Below are 20,086 nucleotides of genomic sequence, written 5' to 3' on the forward strand. Positions count from 1 at the left end.
TGGCGGACCACCGCCCGGCCCGCGCCACCGGTGTCAGGCCTCCGCGAGGAGGTCGGTGGTGACGTCCGCGATGCGGGTGCAGCCGGTGAGGGCCAGGGCCAGGTCGAGGTCGGCGAGCAGGCAGCGCAGCACGTGGGCCACGCCGGTCCGGCCGTCGAGGGCCAGCCCGTAGAGGTACGGCCGGCCCAGCAGGACGGCGTCCGCGCCCAGCGCCAGCGCCTTGACGACGTCGCTGCCGGTTCGGATGCCGGAGTCGGTGAGGATCGGCACGGCGTCGCCCACCGCGGCCCGTACGGCGGGGAGGGCGTCCAGGGCGGCCACCGACCCGTCGAGCTGGCGGCCGCCGTGGTTGGAGACGATCAGGCCGTCCACCGCGCCCTGGTCCAGCGCGCGCCGGGCGTCGGCCGGGTGCAGGATGCCCTTGAGCAGGATCGGCAGCGCGGTGACGGTCCGCAGCCACGGCAGGTCGTCCCAGTTCAGGCCGGGGTTGGCGAACACCTCGGCCCAGTGCTGGAGGACGGCGCGGGTGTCGTGGCCGTCCTCCAGCGCGGCCCGGAAGACCGGGTCGGCGGTGAAGTTCGCGATGCCGGCGCCGTGCAGGAACGGCAGGTAGCCGCGGTCCAGGTCGGTAGGGCGGTAGCCGAAGGTCGGCGCGTCCACGGTCAGCACGATGGCCGAGTATCCGTGGCGCTCGGCGCGGCGGACCAGGGACTCGGCCAGGGCACGGTCGTCGGGCAGGTAGAGCTGGAACCATCGCGGCTGCGGGCCGGCCGCGGCGGCGACCTCCTCGAGGGTGTGCGACGCGCAGGTGGACAGCACGAACGGGACGCCGGCGTCGGCCGCGCCGCGGATCGACGCCAGCTCGCCCTCGGGGTGCACCAGGGTCTGGGCGGCCACCGGGGCCAGCATCACCGGCACCGGCAGGCGCTGCCCGAGAACGGTGACGCTCAGGTCGCGGCGATCGGCGCCGCGCAGCATCCGGGGCAGCAGGCGACGCCGGGTGTAGGCGGCCCGGTTGGCCCGGCCGGTCTCACCGGTTCCGGCGTCGCCGGTGACGTAGCCGAGGGCGGCCGGCGTCAGGACCGGGCGGGCCAGCTCTTCCAGGGCGGTCAGGTCGGTGGTCAGCCGGGGGGTGCCGCCTCCGAGACCGGCGAGGTAGATGTCGCGGACCAGGCCGGCGGGCGCGGGGCGCAGCCGGTCGGCAAGGATGGCGGCCGCCGCGGAACCGGGGGCCAGCAACGCGAAGTGGCCGCCGGACAGCAGCACGGTGTCGCAGCCGCCGGTGGTGTGCCGGGCCCAGCGGCCGACCTGCTCCGGCGCGTTCTTGGGATCGGCGTCGGCGAGCAGGACGGTCACCGGCGCGCGGAGCGCGGCGCCGGGCGGGCACGCGTAGCGGCGCAGCGCCCGGTGGTCGGCCCGCAGCAGGCGCAGGATCTCCTCGACCACGTCGGCCTCGGCCAGCAGGGCTTCGGGGACGCCACCGAGCCGGCGCAGCTCGGCGATCACCGCCGCGTCGTCCATCGTGTCGAGATCGGGTTCGGCCCAGTCGTCGCCGGGCGGCCGGGCGGCCGAGACGAAGATCCCGGTGACCGTGCCCTCGCGTTCCAGCAGCCGTGCGGTCTCGAACGCGACGAGGGCGCCCATGCTGTGGCCGAGCAGGTACAGCGGGCGGTCGAGGCGGGACGACAGCGCGCCGGCCGCCTCGGCGGCGAGCGCGGTGATGTCCGTGGCGCACGGTTGTGCCGCGCGTTCCCGGCGCCCGGGGTACTGGACGGTGAGGGTTTCCACGTCGGCGGCGAAGGAGGCGGCCAAGGCGGTGGCGAGGGCGGTGAAGGCGTCGGCGGCGCCGCCCGCGTGCGGGAAGCAGGCCAGCCGCGCGGTGGCGGCCGGCCGGGGGTGGACGGTCCGGATCGGCGTGGTCCGCACGTTCAGCACGTCGCCTCCTGAGCCAGCCGGCCGAGATGGTCGGCCAGGTGCGCCGGGGTCGGCCAGTCGTAGATGAAGGTGGCCGGCAGCCGGGTCCCGGTCGCGGCGGCGATGCGGTTGCGCAGTTCCACCACGGCGAGCGAGTCGAGGCCGATGCGGTCGAAGGGCACGTGGGGTTCGACCGCCAGACCGGACGGGTGTCCCAGCACGACGGCGGTCTCCCGGCGTACCACGTCGATGAGTGTGCCGGCCGGGGCGCCGGACGGTGGCTCCGGTTCGGCGGCTGGGGGGCGTACGAGGTCGCGCAGCATCGGCGCGGGTGCCGCGTCACCGGGTGCCCAGGCGGCCGCGACGACGGTGGGCGTGTCCCGGCGGATCGCGGCGTCGAGCAGTGCGAGACCCTGCTCGCCGGAGAGCGCCACCACTCCGGTGCGGGCCATCCGGGCGAGGTCGGCCCCGGTCAGGCCGCCGCCCATGCCGCCGTCGTCACCGTCGCCGTGCCACAGGCCCCAGACGATCGAGGTGCCCGGCTGCCCCTGTGCCCGGCGCAGCTCCATGAGGGCGTCCAGGAAGGCGTTGCCGGCGGCGTAACCGGCCTGCCCGGCGGTGCCCAGGGTGCCGGCGAGGGAGGAGAACGCGACGAACCGGCGCAGGTCCGTACCACGGCTGGCGGCGTGCAGGTTGAGAGCCGCGTCCACCTTGGGCCGCAGGACGCGTTCGAGCCGTTCGGGGGTCAGGTTGGCGAGCACACCGTCGTCGAGGGCGCCCGCCGCGTGCACGATGCCGCCGAGGCGTACGCCGTCGCCGCCGAGCCCGTCGAGTGCCGCCGTCAGGGCGTCCCGGTCGGCGGCGTCGCAGGCCACGCTGCGTACGTCGGCGCCGCCGGCGGCGAGGTCGGCGATGTCGCGGGCGGTCGCGCTGCCGGGCGCCGGCAGGTGCCGGCCCATCAGCACCAGCTGCCGGACGCCGTGCGCGGTGGCCAGGTGGCGGGCGACCAGCCGGCCGAGCCGGCCGTGGCCGCCGACGATCAGGACCGCGCGGGTGGTGTCCCAGAGTTCGTCGCCGGTGAGGGTGAGCACGACCTTGCCGATGTGCCTGGCTTCGCCGAGGTGGCGGAAGGCGGCCGGTGCCCGCCGGATGTCCCAGGTGGCGATCGGCGGTGGTGCGAGGATCCCCCGGTCGAAGAGGTCGAGAAGGGCGGCGAGCATGTCCTTGATCCGGTCCGGCCCGGGATCCCGTACGTCATAGGCACGGTAGGTGACGCCCGGATGCGCCGCGGCGACCGCCGCCGGGTCGAGCCGCGCGGTCTTGCCCATCTCCAGGAACCGGCCGCCGTCGCGCAGCAGGCCCAGCGACGCGTCGATGAACTCCCCGGCCAGGGAGTTGAGCACCACGTCGACGCGCCCGAAGCGGGCGAAGTCCAGCGTGCGGGACGAGGCGATGTGGTCGGCCGGCAGCCCGGCGGCGCGCAGCACGTCCCATTTGGCCGGGCTCGCCGTCGCGTACACCTCGGCGCCCCGGTGCCGGGCGAGCGCGACCGCGGCGGTGCCGACGCCGCCGGTCGCGGCGTGCACGAGGACGGATTCGCCGGCGCCGAGGCCGGCGATGTCCACGAGGCCGTGGTACGCGGTGAGGTAGGCCACCGGCACGGCGGCGGCCTGCTCGAAGGACCAGCCGGCGGGGACCCGGCAGACCAGCCGGTGGTCGGTGACCGAGACCGGTCCGACGCCGGCGAACAGGCCCATCACCCGGTCGCCGGCTCGCCATGCGGTCACGCCGGGGCCGGTCTCGATGACGACACCGGCGCCTTCGCCGCCCTGGCCCGGGCCGGAGGCGTCGGCGTCCACCGACGGCGGAATGACGCCGAGGGTCAGCAGGACGTCGCGGAAGTTCACGCCGGCGGCCCGCATCCGTACCCGGATCTGGCCCGGCCCGAGCGCGGCGCCCGCCTCGGGCCACGGCGCCAGGGCGAGGTCGTCGAAGGTCTTGCGGCCCACGAAGTCGAGACGCCAGTGCGGCTCCCCGGCCGGCGGGGTGAGCACGGCGGCCGGTTCGTCGTGGGCGAGCACCGGGCGGTACGCGAGTCCGGCGCGCAGGGCGATCTGCGGCTCGCCGGTCGCGAGGGCCGCTTCCAGCACTCGCCGGGAGGTGGGCTCGCCGTCCTCGTCGGCGAGGAGGAACCGGCCGGGATGCTCGGCCTGCAGGGCCCGTACGAAGCCCCAGACGGCCCGCTGAGCGAGCCCGGCCGGCCGCTGCCGGCCGTCCACGGCGACGGCGTCGCGGGTGAGCACGGCCAGGCGGGCGCCGGCGAACCGGTCGTCGGAGGTGAGGACCTGGGCCAGGGACAGCAGGGGGTGGAGCGCCGCCCGGACGGCGGCCGCGTCGTCGCCCTGGACATCGCAGGGGTACAGGATCCGGTCGGCCTGCGGCAGGGCGACGGGGCGGGAGTGAGCGTCGACCTCGGTCCACCGGTCGGCCGGACCCGGCGGGATCGCGACCGGCGTCCACGAGGGAACCAGCAGGCCGTCGCGGGCGCCGGGCATCGGGCGCAGCGCGAGTGAGCGGATCGACGCCACCGGTTTGCCGTCGGTGTCCGCCATGTCGATCGAGACCGCCCGCGCGCCGGCCGGGGCCAGGCGTACCCGCAGCGCGGCGACCGCGGTGTCCGGAAGGTGGACGCCGGACCACGTGTGTGGCACCGGTGTGCCGTCCGGGCCGGCGACGCCGGTCAGCACCAGCGGGTGCAGTGCGGCGTCCAGCAGGGCCGGGTGCAGGAGATGACCGTCGTGCGGCAGCGCCACCTCGGCGTACATCTCCGGGCCGCGGCGCCACATCGCCCGGACGCCGCGGAATCCGGGTCCGTAGTCGAGTCCTCGCGCGGCGAGCCGAGCGTAAAGGTGGTCCGGCGTCAGGGGTACGGCCTCCGCGCCCGGCGGCGGCCATGCGGTCAGGTCGGCGACCGGTCCGGCCGGTTCGTCGCCGAGGGTGCCGTGGGCGTGCCGGACCCACTCCTGCTGCTCCCGGCGGGCGTGCACGGTGACCGCCCGCCGTCCGGCGTCGTCGGGCGCGTCGACGAACACCCGCAGCTGTATCTCGGCGCCGTCGGGCACCGGCAGGGGGGTCTCCAGGATCAGTTCCTCGACCGTGGCGCGGCCGGCCGCCCGGGCCGCGTGGTCGGCGATCGACAGCCACGCGGTGCCCGGCAGCAGCACCGTGCCGGCGACCCGGTGCCCGGCCAGCCACGGGTGGTCGCCCGCCGCCAGCCGGCCGGTCAGCAGCAGGGCGCCCGTTCCGGGGATCTCGGCCACGGCGCTCAGCAGGGGGTGGCCGGCCGGGGTGCACCCGGCGGCGCGGGCCGCGTCGTGGCCCGCGGCCGGTGCGGGCGGGTCCAGCCAGAATCGGCTGCGCCGGAACGCGTACGTCGGCAGCGGAATCCGCCGGGCGCCGTGTCCGCCGAGGACGGCCGCCCAGTCGATCGGCTGGCCGACGACGTGCAGCCGGGCGAGCGCGCCGAGCAACGTCGCGGGTTCGGGCCGGCCGGCTCGCAGGGCGGCCGCGACGGTGCCGCCGGGCACGCAGGCGGCGGCCGGGGCGGCCAGGTCGCCGCCGGGGCCCACCTCCAGGAAGCGGGTGCAGCCCAGCTCGGCGAGGTGACGCATGCCGTCCAGGAACCGGGTGGTGCCTCGGGCGTGCCGGGCCCAGTAGTCCGGGTCGGTCAGGCCGCCGGGTTCCACGGCCTTTCCGGTCAGGTCGGAGACCAGCGTGATGGCGGGCTCGGCCGGGTCGAGGCGGGTGGCCGCATCGCGCAGCGCGGCGAGGGCCGGCTCGATGAGCGGGGAGTGGAAGGCGTGACTGACGCGCAGCCAGGTCGCCGTGCCGCCGTCGGACTGGACGGCCGCCACGACGATGGCCAGCGCGAGGCGCTCGCCGGACAGGACGGTTGATTCCGGCCCGTTCACCGCGGCCACCGCGAGATGGTTCTCGTAGCCGGCGATGAGGGCGGTCGCTTCCGGCTCGGCGATGTTCAGCACGACCATCGCGCCGCCGGCCGGCAACCGGCCCATGGCGCGGCCGCGGGCGGCCACCAGGTCGGCGGCTCCGGCCAGTGGCAGGGCGCCGGACACGTGAGCGGCCGCCAGGGCGCCGGCGGAGTGGCCGAGCACCGCGTCCGCCCGTACGCCCCAGGACTCCAGCAGCCGGAACAGGGCGACCTCCCCGGCGAACAGGGCCGGCTGCGCCCACTCGGTGCGCCGGAGCAGAGCCGCGTCGGGCGAACCCTCGGCGGCGAAGACCACGTCGCGCAACGGCCGGGTCAGATGCGGGTCGATGGCGGCGCACACCTCGTCGAAGGCGGCCGCGTAGGCCGGGTACGCCCGGTACAGCCCCTCCCCCATGCCGGGGCGCTGGGAGCCCTGGCCGGCGAAGAGGAACGCCGTGCGGCCCTCGTCGGCCACGCCGCGCACCACCTGTGGCGTGGACTCGCCGGCGGTGAGCGCGTGCAGGCCCGCTCCGGCCTCGGCCGGATCCGCGGCCAGAACCACGGCCCGGTGCCGCAGACCGGCTCGGGCGGTCGCGAGGGAGAACCCGAGCGGGGCGAGGCCGGGGACGGATTCCAGGGCGCCGAGCAGCCGGTGCGCCTGGGCGCCGAGCGCGTCGGCGCCGGCTGCCGAGAGCAGCAGTGGTACGACACCGGCGTCCGGTTCCGGCAGGTCCGGTCCGGCCGGCGCGGTGGGCGCCACGGCTTCCAGGATCAGGTGCGCGTTGGTGCCGCTGATGCCGAACGACGAGACCCCGGCCCGCCGCGGGTGACCGGCCGCGGGCCACGGGACCGGCTCGGTCAGCAGGGTCACGGTGCCGGCCGACCAGTCCACGTGCGACGTCGGCCGGTCGGCGTGCAACGTCGGCGGCAGCACGCCGCGCCGCAGCGCCTCGACCATCTTGATGACTCCGCCGACACCGGCGGCCGCCTGGGTGTGCCCGATGTTGGACTTCAGCGTCCCCAGCCGTAGCGGACGGTCCGCCGTGTGCGCCCGCCCGTACGTGGCGATCAGCGCCCGCGCCTCGACCGGGTCACCGAGACGGGTGCCGGTGCCGTGCGCCTCGACCACGTCGACCTCCGCGGCCGGCACGCCGGCGTCGGCCAGGGCCTGTTCGATCAGCCGCGCCTGGGCGGTGCCGCTGGGTGCGGTCAGGCCGTTGCTGGCACCGTCCTGGTTGACCGCCGAGCCACGGATCACCGCCAGCACCTCATGGCCCTCGCGTACCGCGTCCGACAACCGTTCCACCAGCAGCAGCCCGGCGCCCTCGGCCCAGCCGGTGCCGTCGGCCGACTCCGCGAAGGCCCGGCAGCGGCCGTCGGCGGACAGGCCGCGCTGCCGGCTGAACTCGATGAACGACGTGGGTGTGGCCATGACGGTCACGCCGCCGGCCAGGGCCTGGCGGCACTCGCCGCGGCGCAGCGCCTGCACGGCCAGGTGCAGCGCGACCAGCGACGAGGAGCACGCCGTGTCCACGGTGATGGCGGGACCCTTGAGGTCGAAGGTGTACGCGAGCCGGCCGGACGCCACGCTGCCCGCGCTGCCGGCGCTGAGGTAACCCTCGTACGCGGCGGGGGCGGGGGTCAGCCGGGATGCGTAGTCGTCGTACATCACGCCGACGAACACGCCGGTGCGGCTGCCGCGGAGGCTCTCCGGGGGGATGCCGGCGCATTCGAAGGTCTCCCAGGCGACTTCCAGCAGCAGCCGTTGCTGGGGGTCGATCGCGTGGGCCTCGCGCGGCGAGATGCCGAACGGCTCGGGGTCGAAGTCGGCGGCGTCGTGCAGGAATCCGCCGGCCCGGGCGTACGAGGTGCCGGTGGCGTCCGGATCCGGGTCGTAGAGGGCGGTCAGGTCCCAGCCCCGGTCGCCGGGGAACGGGCCGATCGCGTCCACCCCGTCGGCGACGAGCCGCCACAGGTCCTCGGGCGAGGTGACTCCGCCGGGATAGCGGCACGCCATGCCGACGATCGCGATCGGTTCCCGGTCTCGTTCCTCGGCCTCGCGCAGCCGCCGACGGTACTCCTGAGCGTCGCCGACGGCGATCTTCAGATACTTTCGGAGTTCCTCTTCAGTAGCCATCCCAGCGCACATTAGGAATCGCGATCGACCAGGGTCAAGGGTCCGGGAACGGGGTGAAGGACAAACGATGGGGAAACGACAGACGCTGATGGGAATAGGTCGGCGATAGCGTTTTCCGGCCCCCGTCCGAGGGATAGGCCGGACCTGTTCTTCCGGCGGTGTCGGCCTCGGGTCGCGGGCCCTACGGTCGCACCATGGTGGATCTCACGACGGTCAGCCGGCCGGGCCGGTGATGCCGTGCTGGTATGCGAAGACCGCCGCCTGGAGCCGGTCCCGGACGTCGAGCTTCTGCAGCAGATGCGACACGTGGTATTTGACCGTGGGCCGGCTCACCAGCAACCGCGCGCTGATCTCCTCGTTCGACAGCCCGCCGGCCAGCAGCATGAGCACCTCCAGCTCCCGGGGCGTCAGCCGGGCCAGGGCCAGCGGGACGCCGGGCCCGGCCCGGTCCGCCGCCCGGTCGCCCGGCCGGGTGGAGACGAACCGCCGCCCGGCGGTCACGGCCAGCACCGCGGCGCCCAGCTCGGCCGGTTCGCAGTCCTTGTTCAGCATCCCGAGAGCACCGGCTCGCAGGCCCTCCACCACCCGCTGGTCGCTGTGGTCGAGCAGCAACAGCACCGCCGGTGCCGGCGGATCGTCGCGGGTACGCCGGGACAGCTCCACGCCGTCGACCGCCGGTGGCGCCTCGTCGACGATCAGCACGTCCGGCCGCAACGACCGGACCAGTCCCAGCGCCCGCCGCCCGTCGGCCGCCTCGCCGGCGAGCGCGACGCCGGGGCAGCCGTCGACGACGGCGCGCAGGCCCAGCCGGGTCAGCGTGTGAACCGCGCAGATCAGCACCCGGGTCATCGGCGTCGTCCCCTCCGGACAGACGGAACCCTACGAGCGGAAGAAGGGCAATGTCCCAGTCGAACCTGAAAGCACGCGCATCCGGCGAGCTCGTCCTGGACGGCCACGCCGGGCTCCGGATCGACGGCGCGCGACTGATCGATACGCTGGAGCGGCTCGGCGAGATCGGCGCCGATCCGGCCGGCGGGGTGACCCGGCTGGGGCTCAGCGCGGAGGAGACCGCGGCCCGGGTGTTCCTCGGTGACCTGTGCGCCGCGGCCGGTCTGGAGGCCGAGACGGACGCGGCCGGCAATCTGTTCGCCCGCCGCCCGGGCACCTCCCGGGGAGAGCCGGTCCTGCTGGTGGGTTCGCATGTGGACACCGTGGTGCAGGGTGGCCGGCTGGACGGCGCGTACGGGGTGCTCGCCGCCCTCGAGACGCTGCGGGTGCTGCACGAGCACCGGGTCGACCTGCCGGTGGAGATGGTCGTCGTCGCGTTCGCCAACGAGGAGGGCGCGCTCGTCCAGACCCCGTTCTGGGGCTCGCGGATGCTGTGCGGTTCGCTGGAGGACCCGCTCGCCGCCACCGACCGCACCGGTCGGCCGGTCGGCGCCTACCTGGCCGCGGCCGGATGCGCCCCGGAGCGGCTGTCCCAGGTGGCCTGGCCGCCGGGCAGCGTGGCCGCCTTCCTCGAACTGCACATCGAGCAGGGCCCGTCGCTCGAACGCCTCGGGGTGCCGATCGGCGTGGTGGAGGGCATCGTCGGGCGGACGATCCTGGACATCGACGTGACCGGCGAGGCGCAGCACGCCGGGACGACACCGATGGCCGACCGCCGCGACGCTCTGACGGCGGCGGCCGAGATCGTCCTCGCCGTCCGCCGCGTCGCCGCCGAGGACCGGGTGTGCGCGACGGCCACCACCGGTTTCCTCGAGGCCGCGCCCAACGTCACCAACACCGTCCCCGGTGTCGTGCGGCTGTCCGCCGAGGTACGCGACACCGACCCCGCCCGGCAGGCGCGGGGCGAGGACGTCGTACGGGAGCAGTGCGCGCGGGTGGCGGCGGCCTCGGGCTGCCGGGTCGAGGTCACCGCCACCATGCGGTCGCGGCCGGTGTCGACCGCGCCCGCCCTGCGCGGCGTGATCCGGGAGGCGGCCGACCGGCTGGGGCTGCCGCATCTCACCATGCCGAGCGGGGCCGGGCACGACGCCCAGATCGTGGCCCGGATCGCCCCGGTCGGGATGATCTTCGTGCCGAGCCGCCGCGGGATCAGCCACGCGCCCGGCGAGGACACCGGGCCCGGCGACCTCGTCGACGGAGCGAACGTGCTGTTGCAGGCGGTGCTGGGGGCGCAGGCCGGGCTCGGCCGGCCGGACGGTCACGGCGCGTCGTCCGGATAGCGGCCGGCGGGCGCCGGCAGCCCGGCGAAGGTGACCGTGCACATCGCCAGTCCCCAGGCGTGTTCGGCGAAGCCGGCCGCGGTCGCCTGCCGCACCGCCCGCAGTACCCAGGGACGTTCCCGCCCGTACCAGCCGGCCGGGTCGGCGGTGCTCAGGTCGGCCGGGGAGCCCGGTGGCTCCCAGCGGCTCGCCCCGTTCCCGGCCATCCGCAGGTCGTGGCCGCCGCGCCGGCGATGCGCCATCTCGGACAGGTAGAGCAGCGCGCCCAGCAGGCGTTCGAGCGACTTGCGCCGGGACTGGTCGTGCTCCGGCGTCTGTAGCCGTCGCGCGTAGCCGAGGATCCAGCCGGGCACCCAGTACCGCGTACCGGCCGGGCTGGGCCGCGCGACCAGCAGGTCCGCGTCGGCGAGCTCGTCGAACAGCGCCTGGGCGCGGCAGACGTCCACGTCCAGCAGCGGTGCGCCGACCCAGGCCGGGAAGTCGGCCGCCTCGACCAGCGGCAGCAGCCGAAAGAGGCGGCGCGCGTCGTCGGACAGGCCGGCGTACGCCTGGTCCACGCCGGTCTGGGCCTCCATCTCCGCCAGCCAGGCGGAGCCGGCGCCGAGCCGGGCGACCAGGTCGGCGACCGTCCAGTGCGGGTGCGCGGCCAGCCGGGCCGCCGCCAGCCGCAGCGCCAGGGGCAGGTAGCCGCAGGTCTCGTTCAGCGTCACGGCGGCCGCGCGGTCGGCGTCGATCCGGGCGTGCCCGGCGATCCGGCCGCCCAGTTCCAGCGCGCTGCGCTCGGTGAACGGCGTCAGCCGCAGCCGTACGGCGGCGGGCAGGCCGGGCAACGGCCGGCGCGACGTGATGATCACCCGGCATCGCGACGTGCCCGGCAGCAGCGGGAACACCTGGCTCTCGGTGAGCGCGTCGTCGAGGATCACCAGGGCGCGGCGGTCGGCCATCAGATCGCGGTAGGTCTCGGCCCGTTCCTCGGCGCCGTCCGGGATGTCCCGCTCCCCCAGCCCGTACGCGCGCAGGAACCGCCCGAGCACCTCGTGCGGGTTCTCCGCCCCGTCCGGCCCGGAGAGCCGCGCGAACAGCTGCCCGTCCGGGAACCGCGGTGCGAGAAGGTGGGCGGCGTGCACGGCCAGCGTGGTCTTGCCGACGCCGCCGCGGCCGCTGACCACCGCCGTGGGCACCGCGGTCCCGCCGGTCCGTTCGAGCGCCGTCAACAGGCCGGTGAGGCTGTCCCGGCGCCCGGTGAAGTCCGCGACGTCGGCCGGGAGCCGGCGCGGGACCCGGTCGGCGGTCCGCGCCGCTCGCACCGGCTCCGGCGGCGGGGCGGCCGGGCCCGCCAGCGCCGGATCGTGGGCGAGGATCCGCTGGTACAGCGCGTCCAGTCCGGAGCCGGGCTCGATGCCCAGCTCACCGACGAACCGCAGCCGGGCCTTGTGGTATTCGTCCAGGGCCTCCGCCTGCCGGCCGGCCCGGTACAGCGCGGTCATCAGCAGGGCCAGCAGGCGTTCCCGGCGCGGGTGGGCGGCGGCCAGGGCCAGCAGTTCACCGGCGAGGTCGTGGGCGGTCGACGGGCCGTGCTCCAGTTCCAGCTCCAGGCATTCCTCGTGTACGGCGAGTCGCTGCTCGTCGTAGCGGGCGGCCAGGGCGCGTACCGCGTCGCCGCCGATGCCGGCCAGCGCGCGGCCGTGCCACAGCGCGAGCGCCGCCCGCAGTTCGGCCACCGCACGCCGCGGGTCCCCGTCCCCGACCGCCGTCCGGGCGGCCGCCACGCGGGCCTGGAAGACGTGCAGGTCCAGTTCCTCCTCGGCGACCCGTAACCGATAGCCGGGGGCGCGCGTGTCGATCAGGTCGTCGCCGGCGAACAGCTGACGGCGCAGGGACGAGACGCAGATGTGGATCTGGCTGCGGCTGGTGGTCGGCGGCTTGCGGCCCCATACCGCTTCGACCAGGTGATCGGTGGGTACGACCCGGTTCGCGTCCACGAGCAGGATCGCCAGTACGGTCAGCTGGCGTCTGCCCCTGAGGTCTATGGCGGTACCCCCGCGCCGGGCTTCGAGGGGGCCGAGAATCCGGTACTCCATCGCTCGCTCCGCAACTCGTAGTGATCGTCACGCGCGGTGGCCCCAGAGTTGCCGCGGGTCACGACGAGCCGCATCCGGCGCCGCCGCGCACATTTCCCCCCGGCTGCCGCCGCCGACCGACGGTTCCGGCGCCGGCGAACGGCCCTCGTGGCGGCTCCGCACGGCCGGATCGTGGCCGGTGAGGCGCCCCCGACCTGAACCGCGGCGAAAATGTGGGTGCGAAACACCCATGACTGCGTACCAGCGGGCGGGCATCGTTTCCGCCATGACCGTCCCCTCGATCCCCTCCGGCGGGACGCTTCTCGGTGCCGGGTGGTGGGCGCCCGCACTGGCCCTGCACGAGCGGATCCGCCCCGGCCCGGCCGCCGGCCCGTCGGCAGCGGACCCCGCCGAGCCCGTCACGGCGCGCCTCGCCGACCTCGGGCTGAGCCCGGACGCGATACCGGCGCTGCGGGCCGAGCCGGCCGCCTGCCTCGCCGCCCGCACGATCCGGCCGGCGTGGGTGGCGACCGCCGAGCGTGCGGTGGCGGCCGCGGTGCCGGCCTCGACGGCCGAGGTGGACGGCGACTGGCGGGACGCGTTCGGCCGGGTGCTGCGGCCGTTCGCCGACGACGCCGTCGAGCGGATCACCGCCGGCGCCGGCCCGTGCGACTGGCTCGACCTGCCACGGGTCACTCTCCATCTCGGTACGGCGCTGCGCCGCGGCCTGGTCGACCTGGCCGCCCGCGCGCTCGTCGCCGAGCTGCACCGCTGGGGCGCCCGTGGCCGGCTCACCGGGGACGACGAGCGGGCCCGGTTCCTCGACTTCGCGTGCCGCATGGCGTCGCCCGGCGGCCTGGCCGGGCTGTTCACCCGGTATCCCGTGCTGGCGCGGCTGCTGGCCCAGGCCGCCGACGCGACCGTGACGGCGACCCGGGAACTGCTCGACCGCCTGGCCGCCGACCGCGACGAGGTGGTCGGCGCGCTGCTGGGCACCCCCGACCCGGGGCCGGTCGTCGCCATCGTGGCCGGCCTCGGCGACCGGCACCAGAACGGCCGCACGGTCACCTTCGTCGACTTCGCCGACGGCAGCCGGGTGGTCTACAAGCCGCGGGACGTGACCACGCAGGTCGTCATGGGCCGGTTCATCGACCGGCTGTCGGCCGGGCATCCCGAGCTGTCTCCGGGCATCGCACGCACCGTCGCCCGGTCCGGTTACGGCTGGACCGCGTACGTGGCGGCCCGCGACCTGCCGGACCGCGCCGAGGCCGGCCGGTTCTACCGCCGGCAGGGCGCGCTGCTCGCCCTGCTGCACGTGCTGCGCACCACCGACATGCACTACGAGAACGTCATCGCCGACGCCGGGACCCCCGTGCTGATCGACACCGAGACGCTGTTCAACGCCGAGCTGACCCCCGCCGGCGACGGCGACCCGGCGGCCGGCGCGCTCGCCTTGTCGGTCTACCGCACCGCCCTGTTGCCGCTGCTGGTGATCGGCGACCAGGGCGCCGCGGACCTGTCCGGGCTGGGCGGCGACCGCGACGGGCACTGCCCGACGAGCATGGTGGACTGGCTCGACGCCGGCACCGACCGGATGCGGCTCGTCCGCCGCCCGTTCGCCATGACCGGCTCGGCCAACCGGCCCCGCGTGGCCGGCGTCGATCTCGACCCCGGCGAGTACGAGCGGTCCATCGTGGCCGGCTTCCGGCAGGCCTACGACTTCGTCGCCGCGCACCGTGCCGAGTTCGCCGCGGCCGTCGCCGCCTGCGCCGATCTGGAGATCCGGGTGGTCACCCGGCCCAGCTGGATGTACGCGACGATCCTGGACGAGACGACGCACCCGGACGTGCTGCGCGACGCGCTGGACCGCGACGAGGCGTTCTCGGTGCTCTACGCCAACCGCACCGCCAACCCGCTGCTGGCCCAGCTCGTCGGGCACGAGATCACGGCGATGTGGAACGGCGACGTGCCGATGTTCCTCGCCTCGGCCGGCCGCGGTGAGCTGCGGGCCCCGGACGGCACGTGCTTCCCCGTGCCACTGCCACGGGCCGGCCTCGCCGCCGCCCTCGACACCCTCGCCGGGCTCGGCCACGTGGACCGGCGGCAGCAGGAGTGGATCATCTCGGCGACGCTGGCCACCCGGCACGGCGCGCCCGCCCACCCGCTGCCCCGGCCCGGCGCCCCGGCCCCGGCCCCTCCGACGAACCCCGTCGTGCATCCGGACGCCCTGCTCACCGCCGCCCGTACCATGGCCGACGCCATCGTCGCCCGGATGTCCGGCGAGGAGCGGATCAACTGGCTGGGTGTCGAACACGTCGACGGCCAGTGGCTGGTGCTGCCGATGGGCGCGAGCCTCGGCACGGGATACCTCGGGGTGGCCCTGTTCCTGGCCGAGCTGGCCGCCGTGACCGGCGTCGGCCGCTACGCCGGTCAGGCCCGCGGCGCGGTGGCCGGCATGCCCGCGCTGGTCGACCTGTTCACCGACCATCCCGAGTTGGCCGAGACGGTCGGCTGGGGCGGCCTGAACGGCCTCGGCGGGATCGCGTACGGCCTGGCCCGGCTCGGTCTGCTGCTGGACGACCCGGCGCTGCGGGACGCCGCCGCACGGCTGGCCGCGCTGGCCGGCCGATCGTCGCCGGCGCTGTCCGGGCCCGGCTGGGCCGACGGCCTCGCCGGCTGCCTGGCCGCCCTGTCCGCGGCGCGTCTCCACCTCGGTCCCGGATCCGCCTCCGACGCGGAGATCGACTGCGCCGACCGGCTCGCCCGGATCGCCGACCACGACGACGGCACCCTGCCGCTGTCGTTCGCCGACGGGCTGAGCGGCATCGCGTGGGCACTCGTGCGATGCGGTCCGCGGCCGGAGCACCGCGCGGCCGGGCGCCGGCTGGCCGCGCGGGTGGTGGCCCGCGCGACCGGCGGCGGCGCGCCGGTGGGCGGCGGCTGGTGCAACGGCGATCCCGGGGTGGCTCTCGCCGGCGTCTGCGTGCCGCGCGAGATGCCGGCCGCCGACGTGACCGCGCTGGCCGACGGTCCGGCCCACCGCGACCTGTCGCTGTGCCACGGCGAGCTCGGCGTGCTCGAAGTGCTCAGGACGATCGCGGCGTCCGGCGACCAGCCCTCCCCGGCCGCCGCGGCGCTGCACCGGCGGACCGGCAGGGTGCTGGAGGCCCTGCGCCGCAACGGCCCGGTGTGCGGGGTGCCGGGCAACGTCGGCACGCCCGGCCTGCTGACCGGGCTCGCCGGGATCGGCCACGGGCTGCTGCGGCTCGCCGCCCCCGGCGACGTGCCCTCGGTCCTGCTGCTCCAACCCGCCCTTGACCTGGCATCGGCAGTCAACCATCCGACAGAGGGGATCTGATCAATGTCTGAGATCAAAAACGACGAGAACGACGAGTACGGCGAGAGCGAACAAACCACCGAGCGCGCTGTCGGCCGCCTGCGCCTGCTGCCGTCGGTCACCTTCGGCGTACGGGCGGCCGCTCTGGCCCAGATCGCCCTGCCAGTCGCCGTGGTGACGGCCGGGATCGCCGCCGCGGCCAACGGACTGGGAGCGGAGAACCTGGTCGCCATCGAGACCAGCTGCTGCCCGCCGTCCCCTCGATAGGGGCGCCCGCCCAGGGGCTGTCGGCAATCCATGTCCATCTGTTGGGCGGTCGACGCCCCGAGTAGGTTCACCGCATGCGTCCACACTCGACCACGTTGATCGGCCGAGACCGGGAGGTGAGCGTCGTCGAGAGGGCCTTGGCCGAGGCCCGGGGAGGCCGCGGCGGCGCGGTCTTCGTCACCGGAGAGGCCGGCATCGGGAAGTCCCGGTTCCTGTCCACGATGACCGAGATCGCGTACGCCGCCGGCATGCGCCTGATGCGGGGCCGGGCCAGTTCGGTCGGCCCGGCCACCCCGCTGCGGCCGCTCACCGAGGCCGCCCTCTATCTGCTCAGGATGGAACGGGTCGAGCCGGCTGAGCTCGGGCCGTACGGACCGATCCTCGGCCGGATGATCCCCGGCTGGGGCGAGCCGCCCGGCGGAGGCGGCGAGTCCCTGGTCGTGCTGGCCGAGGCCACCCTCCGGCTCACCGGGCTCGCCGGCCACGACCGCGGGTGCCTGCTGAGCCTGGACGACCTGCACGACGCCGACGCCGAGACGCTCGCGGTGCTGGAGTACCTCGTGGACAACGTCGACATGCAGCCGACCCTGCTGCTGGGCGGCATCCGCGAGGGCGACAGCGTCGCGTACGCGCTGGCCAGGACCGCCACCCAGCGAGGCCGGTGCACCCTGATCGAGCTCGGCCCGCTGCGCCGTCCGACGCTGCGCCGGATGGCCGGCGCCTGCCTCGACGTCGACGGGGCGCGGTTGCCCGAGAGCGCGGTGGAGCTGCTGTGGGCGGGCAGTGCGGGAAACCCGTTCATGGCCGAGGAGATGCTCAAGGTCATGGTCGACGACGAGCTGATCGTCCCGGACGGCGGCTCGTGGCGGCTCGGTGAGCACGCGGCCGCGGTCACCCCGGAGCTCACCCGCCCGCTGGCCCGGCGCCTGGCCATCCTCGGGCCGCAGACGCTCGAGGTGCTCTCGGCGGCGGCCACCTTCGGGCCGCGCTTTCCGCTCGCGGTCGTGCAGCTGGCCACCGGCCTGTCCGACCGGGTCATGCTGAGCCTGCTCCAGGACGACCTGGCCGGTCACCTGGTGGCTCCGGACGAGTACGCCGCCGACTGGTACACGTTCCGCCACCAGCTCAACCGGGACGCGGTCCTGGCCCGCATGGATCGCGCGGAACAGATTCGGCTCGCCGCCACGGTGGCCGGCGCCGTCGACACCCTCTTTCCCGACCACCCGGGCGAGTGGTGCGAGGTGGCGGCCCGGCTGCGGCTGGACGCGGGCGACCGCGCCGCCGCGGGCCGGCTGTTCACCGAGGCCGGGCGGCGGGCGCTCGCCAGTGGCGCCGCCGCCTCGGCGGTGTCCCTGCTGGACCGTGCCACGGAGCTGCTGACCGACGCGACGGACCGGGCCGACGCCCTCGAACAGCTGCTGCTGGCCCTGGCCGAGGCCGGCGAGGTGGAGCGGGCGCTGGCCTCGATCAACACCCTCGACCAGGTACGCGGGCTCACCCCCCGGCGCCGCGCCCGCCTGCACACCCAGGTCGCCTGGGCGGCCGCCGTGGCCGGCCGGCTCGACGAGGCGGTGCATCAGGCGACCGTGGCACGCGGCCTGCTCGGCCCGGTCCCGGCGCCGGAGGACATCGCGCCGATCGACGTGGTGGAGGCCCACCTCGTCCTCGACATCACCGGCCCCGACCAGTTCGCCCGCGCCGAACGGCTGGCCCGCCACGCGGCCACCGTCGCCGAGGCCGTACCGCTGCCGGTCGTGGCCTGCCAGGCGTGGCAGCTGCTCGGCGCCATCGTGCGGCACCGCGACCCGGACGAGGCGACCCGCTGCCTGGAACGGGCCAACGTCCTGGCCGCCCGGCACGGCCTGCCGATCTGGGAGATCCACGCGCTGATCCGGCTCGGCAACGACGACGCGCTGCGGCACGCCGACACGACCCGGCTCGAGGAGTCCCGCGACAAGGCCGGCCGGGTGGGCGCGGTGACCGCTCACTACCAGGCCGAGTCCAGCATCGCGCTGCACACCATCCTGCGCGGCGACTACCCGGCGGCGCGGGCCCTGATCGATCAGGCACTGGACTCCACGGTACGGCTGAAGCTCCTCGAGACCACGCGCTACCTGCTGCTGTTGCGGGCGGTGTGCGCCGGGCACGAGGGCGACCGCACCGCGATGACCGCGGCGCTCGCCGAGTTCGAGAAGTGGGGCGGCAACCTCGCCCTGCACGCGCCCCGGGCACACGGGCTCGCCGGGGCGTTCTGCGCGCTGCTCGGCGAGGACCGGCGGCTCGCACACGACGAGCTGGGCCGCGCGATGTCCGGGGTGGAGGGCGGGCCCAGCATCTACTACCTCTCCGGACGGCACGGCCTGCACCTGCTGATGCGCGTGCTGGCCGGCGAGGCCGACTGGGCGGAGTACGACGCGATGGCCGTCGACCCGGCGGGCGCACTGCGATGGGACCGGCAGTTCACCCAGTTCGCGTACGCGATCCTGCTCGGCCGTTCCGGGCGCGGCGCGGAGGCGGCGGGCGCGGTGACCGCGGCGCTGAAGGCGGCCGAGCCCTTCGCGATGAGCCGCCACCTGGGCCTGCGCCTGGTGGCCGAGGCGGCGATCGAGGACGGCTGGGGCGACCCACCGGCCTGGCTGCGCACCGCCGAGCGGTACTTCCACGACCGCGGCGTGCGTCCCGTGGCCGACGCCTGCCGGTCCCTGCTGCGCAGGTCGGGCACCCGGGTCCCGCAGCGCCGGGCCGGGGTGGACCGGGTCCCGGAGGAACTGCGGTCGGCGGGCGTCACCGGGCGCGAGTTCGAGGTGCTGGAACTGCTTGCCGGGCGGATGGGCAACCGGGAGATCGCCGACTGCCTGCACGTGTCACCGCGCACCGTCGAGCGGCACGTCAGCAACCTGCTGGCCAAGACCGGCATGCCCAACCGCGTCGCGCTGCGCAAGTTCGCCGACGGCGCACGGGAATGACGCGGACGCCCGGAGGAGGGCCGCGTTCTCGGCCGGACCACCGATGGTGACCCGGACCCCGTCACCGGCGAAGCCGCGGACGTCCACGCCGTACCTCGCCGCGTGCGCGACGAAGTCCCCGGTCTGTTCGCCGAGCGGGAGCCAGACGAAGTTCGCCTGGCTCGCCGGAACCGGATAACCCTGCGCCCGCAGCTCGCCGCGGACCCGGTCCCGCTCGGCGGCGATCCGCCGGCACCGCTCGGTGACCTCGTCCTCGACGTCGAGGGCGGCGACCGCCGCGGCCTGGGCGATCCCGTTCACGCCGAACGGGACGCCGACCTTGCGGACCGCCGACACGACCACCGCCGGGCCGGCCAGGTAGCCGATCCGCAGCGCCGCGAGGCCGTACGCCTTCGAGAAGGTACGCAGCACCGCGACGTTCTCCGCACCGCGTACCGCCTCCAGCCCGTCGAGCGCCCCGGGGTCGGTGACGAACTCCCGGTACGCCTCGTCGATGACGACCAGGACGTCGGCCGGCACGCGGGCGGCGAAGTCGCGCAGCGCCTCGCCGGAGACCACGGTGCCCGTCGGATTGTTCGGGTTGCACACGAAGACGATCCTGGTGCGGGGCGTGATCGCGGCCAGCATGGCGTCGAGGTCGTGGGCGTGGCCGTCGTCGAGCGCGACCGGCACGCCGGTGGCGTTCATCATCCGGGCGAAGACCGGGTAGGCCTCGAACGAGCGCCAGGCGAACACCACCTCGTCCCCCGGCCGGCACAACGCCTGGATGATCTGCTGGCACAGCGCCACCGAGCCGCAGCCGACCGCGAGCCGCCCGGCCGGCAGGGCGTGCCTCTCGGCGAGCCGGTCGAGCAGGCCCGTCGCGACCATGTCGGGATACCGGTGCGACTCGGCGACGGCGGCCGCGATCGCGGCGGCGACCGGCGGCGGCAGCGGCGCCTCCGGAAGCTCGTTGTTGGCCAGCTTCGCGGGCAACGACTCGGATCGGCGTGCCGCATATCCCGGCAGCGCGACAATTTCGGCCCGCGGTGTAATCGGCATTTCCCGCACCCTCCTCTGTGGTATCCAAAATGGTAAAGTCGGCCTCTCTCGCTCGGGTCAAGGAGGACGAATTCGTGTCTGTTCCCGTGTCCACCAAGCCGGAAGATCGCCCCGCTCTCGACCTTTTTCACGGATATGCTCTCGC

9 protein-coding genes are annotated in these 20,086 nt (G+C 75.5%); 4 read left to right on the forward strand and 5 right to left on the reverse strand.

All coding sequences use genetic code 11. The annotated features are described in order from the left end of the window. Positions 1-33: 33 nt before the first annotated feature. The 3 genes from J5X75_RS28510 to J5X75_RS28520 all read right to left on the reverse strand — a co-directional run bounded on the left by J5X75_RS28510 (position 34) and on the right by J5X75_RS28520 (position 8,891). Complete coding sequence (locus J5X75_RS28510; protein WP_208470602.1) at positions 34-1,935, reverse strand: alpha-hydroxy-acid oxidizing protein; 1,902 nt, start codon at positions 1,933-1,935, stop codon at positions 34-36. Next, positions 1,929-8,042, reverse strand: a complete 6,114-nt coding sequence (locus J5X75_RS28515; protein WP_208470603.1) for a type I polyketide synthase — start codon at positions 8,040-8,042, stop codon at positions 1,929-1,931. The genes J5X75_RS28510 and J5X75_RS28515 overlap by 7 nt, the downstream gene beginning before the upstream one ends. A 213-nt stretch (positions 8,043-8,255) precedes the next feature. Continuing rightward, the gene (locus tag J5X75_RS28520) at positions 8,256-8,891 is read right to left on the reverse strand and encodes a LuxR C-terminal-related transcriptional regulator (protein WP_208470604.1); all 636 of its coding nucleotides are present in this window, start codon (positions 8,889-8,891) and stop codon (positions 8,256-8,258) included. Between the two features lie 50 nt (positions 8,892-8,941). Between J5X75_RS28520 and J5X75_RS28525 the strand changes: the two genes are divergently transcribed. Further along, positions 8,942-10,270, forward strand: a complete 1,329-nt coding sequence (locus J5X75_RS28525; protein WP_208470605.1) for a Zn-dependent hydrolase — start codon at positions 8,942-8,944, stop codon at positions 10,268-10,270. On the opposite strand, the gene J5X75_RS28530 is transcribed toward J5X75_RS28525, so the two are convergent. Further along, positions 10,249-12,351, reverse strand: coding sequence for an AfsR/SARP family transcriptional regulator (locus J5X75_RS28530; protein ID WP_208470606.1), 2,103 nt, complete (start codon positions 12,349-12,351; stop codon positions 10,249-10,251). The genes J5X75_RS28525 and J5X75_RS28530 overlap by 22 nt on opposite strands. 265 nt (positions 12,352-12,616) lie before the next feature. On the opposite strand from J5X75_RS28530, the gene J5X75_RS28535 reads away from it, so the two are divergent. From J5X75_RS28535 to J5X75_RS28545, 3 genes are all read left to right on the forward strand, one after another. Next, positions 12,617-15,688: a type 2 lanthipeptide synthetase LanM family protein gene (locus J5X75_RS28535; protein ID WP_208470607.1), complete on the forward strand. Its 3,072-nt coding sequence runs from the start codon at positions 12,617-12,619 to the stop codon at positions 15,686-15,688. Between the two features lie 3 nt (positions 15,689-15,691). After that, complete coding sequence (locus J5X75_RS28540; protein WP_238489638.1) at positions 15,692-15,934, forward strand: hypothetical protein; 243 nt, start codon at positions 15,692-15,694, stop codon at positions 15,932-15,934. 74 nt (positions 15,935-16,008) lie between these two features. After that, positions 16,009-18,900, forward strand: coding sequence for a helix-turn-helix transcriptional regulator (locus J5X75_RS28545; protein ID WP_208470608.1), 2,892 nt, complete (start codon positions 16,009-16,011; stop codon positions 18,898-18,900). Here the strand turns inward: J5X75_RS28545 and J5X75_RS28550 are convergent. Continuing rightward, on the reverse strand, positions 18,799-19,941 hold the full coding sequence (locus J5X75_RS28550; RefSeq protein WP_208470609.1) for a histidinol-phosphate transaminase: 1,143 nt from the start codon (positions 19,939-19,941) through the stop codon (positions 18,799-18,801). The two genes, J5X75_RS28545 and J5X75_RS28550, sit on opposite strands and share 102 nt — an antisense overlap. Positions 19,942-20,086: the final 145 nt, after the last annotated feature.

It is taken from the genome of Actinoplanes flavus (genome assembly GCF_017592555.1).
Classification (GTDB): domain Bacteria; phylum Actinomycetota; class Actinomycetes; order Mycobacteriales; family Micromonosporaceae; genus Actinoplanes; species Actinoplanes flavus.

Excerpts from the sequence above, each read along its gene's own strand:
- J5X75_RS28515 (WP_208470603.1), bottom strand. The coding sequence starts at position 8,042 with ATGGCTACTGAAGAGGAACTCCGAAAGTATCTGAAGATCGCCGTCGGC.
- J5X75_RS28520 (WP_208470604.1), bottom strand. The coding sequence starts at position 8,891 with ATGACCCGGGTGCTGATCTGCGCGGTTCACACGCTGACCCGGCTGGGC.
- J5X75_RS28525 (WP_208470605.1), top strand. The coding sequence starts at position 8,942 with ATGTCCCAGTCGAACCTGAAAGCACGCGCATCCGGCGAGCTCGTCCTG.
- J5X75_RS28530 (WP_208470606.1), bottom strand. The coding sequence starts at position 12,351 with ATGGAGTACCGGATTCTCGGCCCCCTCGAAGCCCGGCGCGGGGGTACC.
- J5X75_RS28535 (WP_208470607.1), top strand. The coding sequence starts at position 12,617 with ATGACCGTCCCCTCGATCCCCTCCGGCGGGACGCTTCTCGGTGCCGGG.
- J5X75_RS28540 (WP_238489638.1), top strand. The coding sequence starts at position 15,692 with ATGTCTGAGATCAAAAACGACGAGAACGACGAGTACGGCGAGAGCGAA.
- J5X75_RS28545 (WP_208470608.1), top strand. The coding sequence starts at position 16,009 with ATGCGTCCACACTCGACCACGTTGATCGGCCGAGACCGGGAGGTGAGC.
- J5X75_RS28550 (WP_208470609.1), bottom strand. The coding sequence starts at position 19,941 with ATGCCGATTACACCGCGGGCCGAAATTGTCGCGCTGCCGGGATATGCG.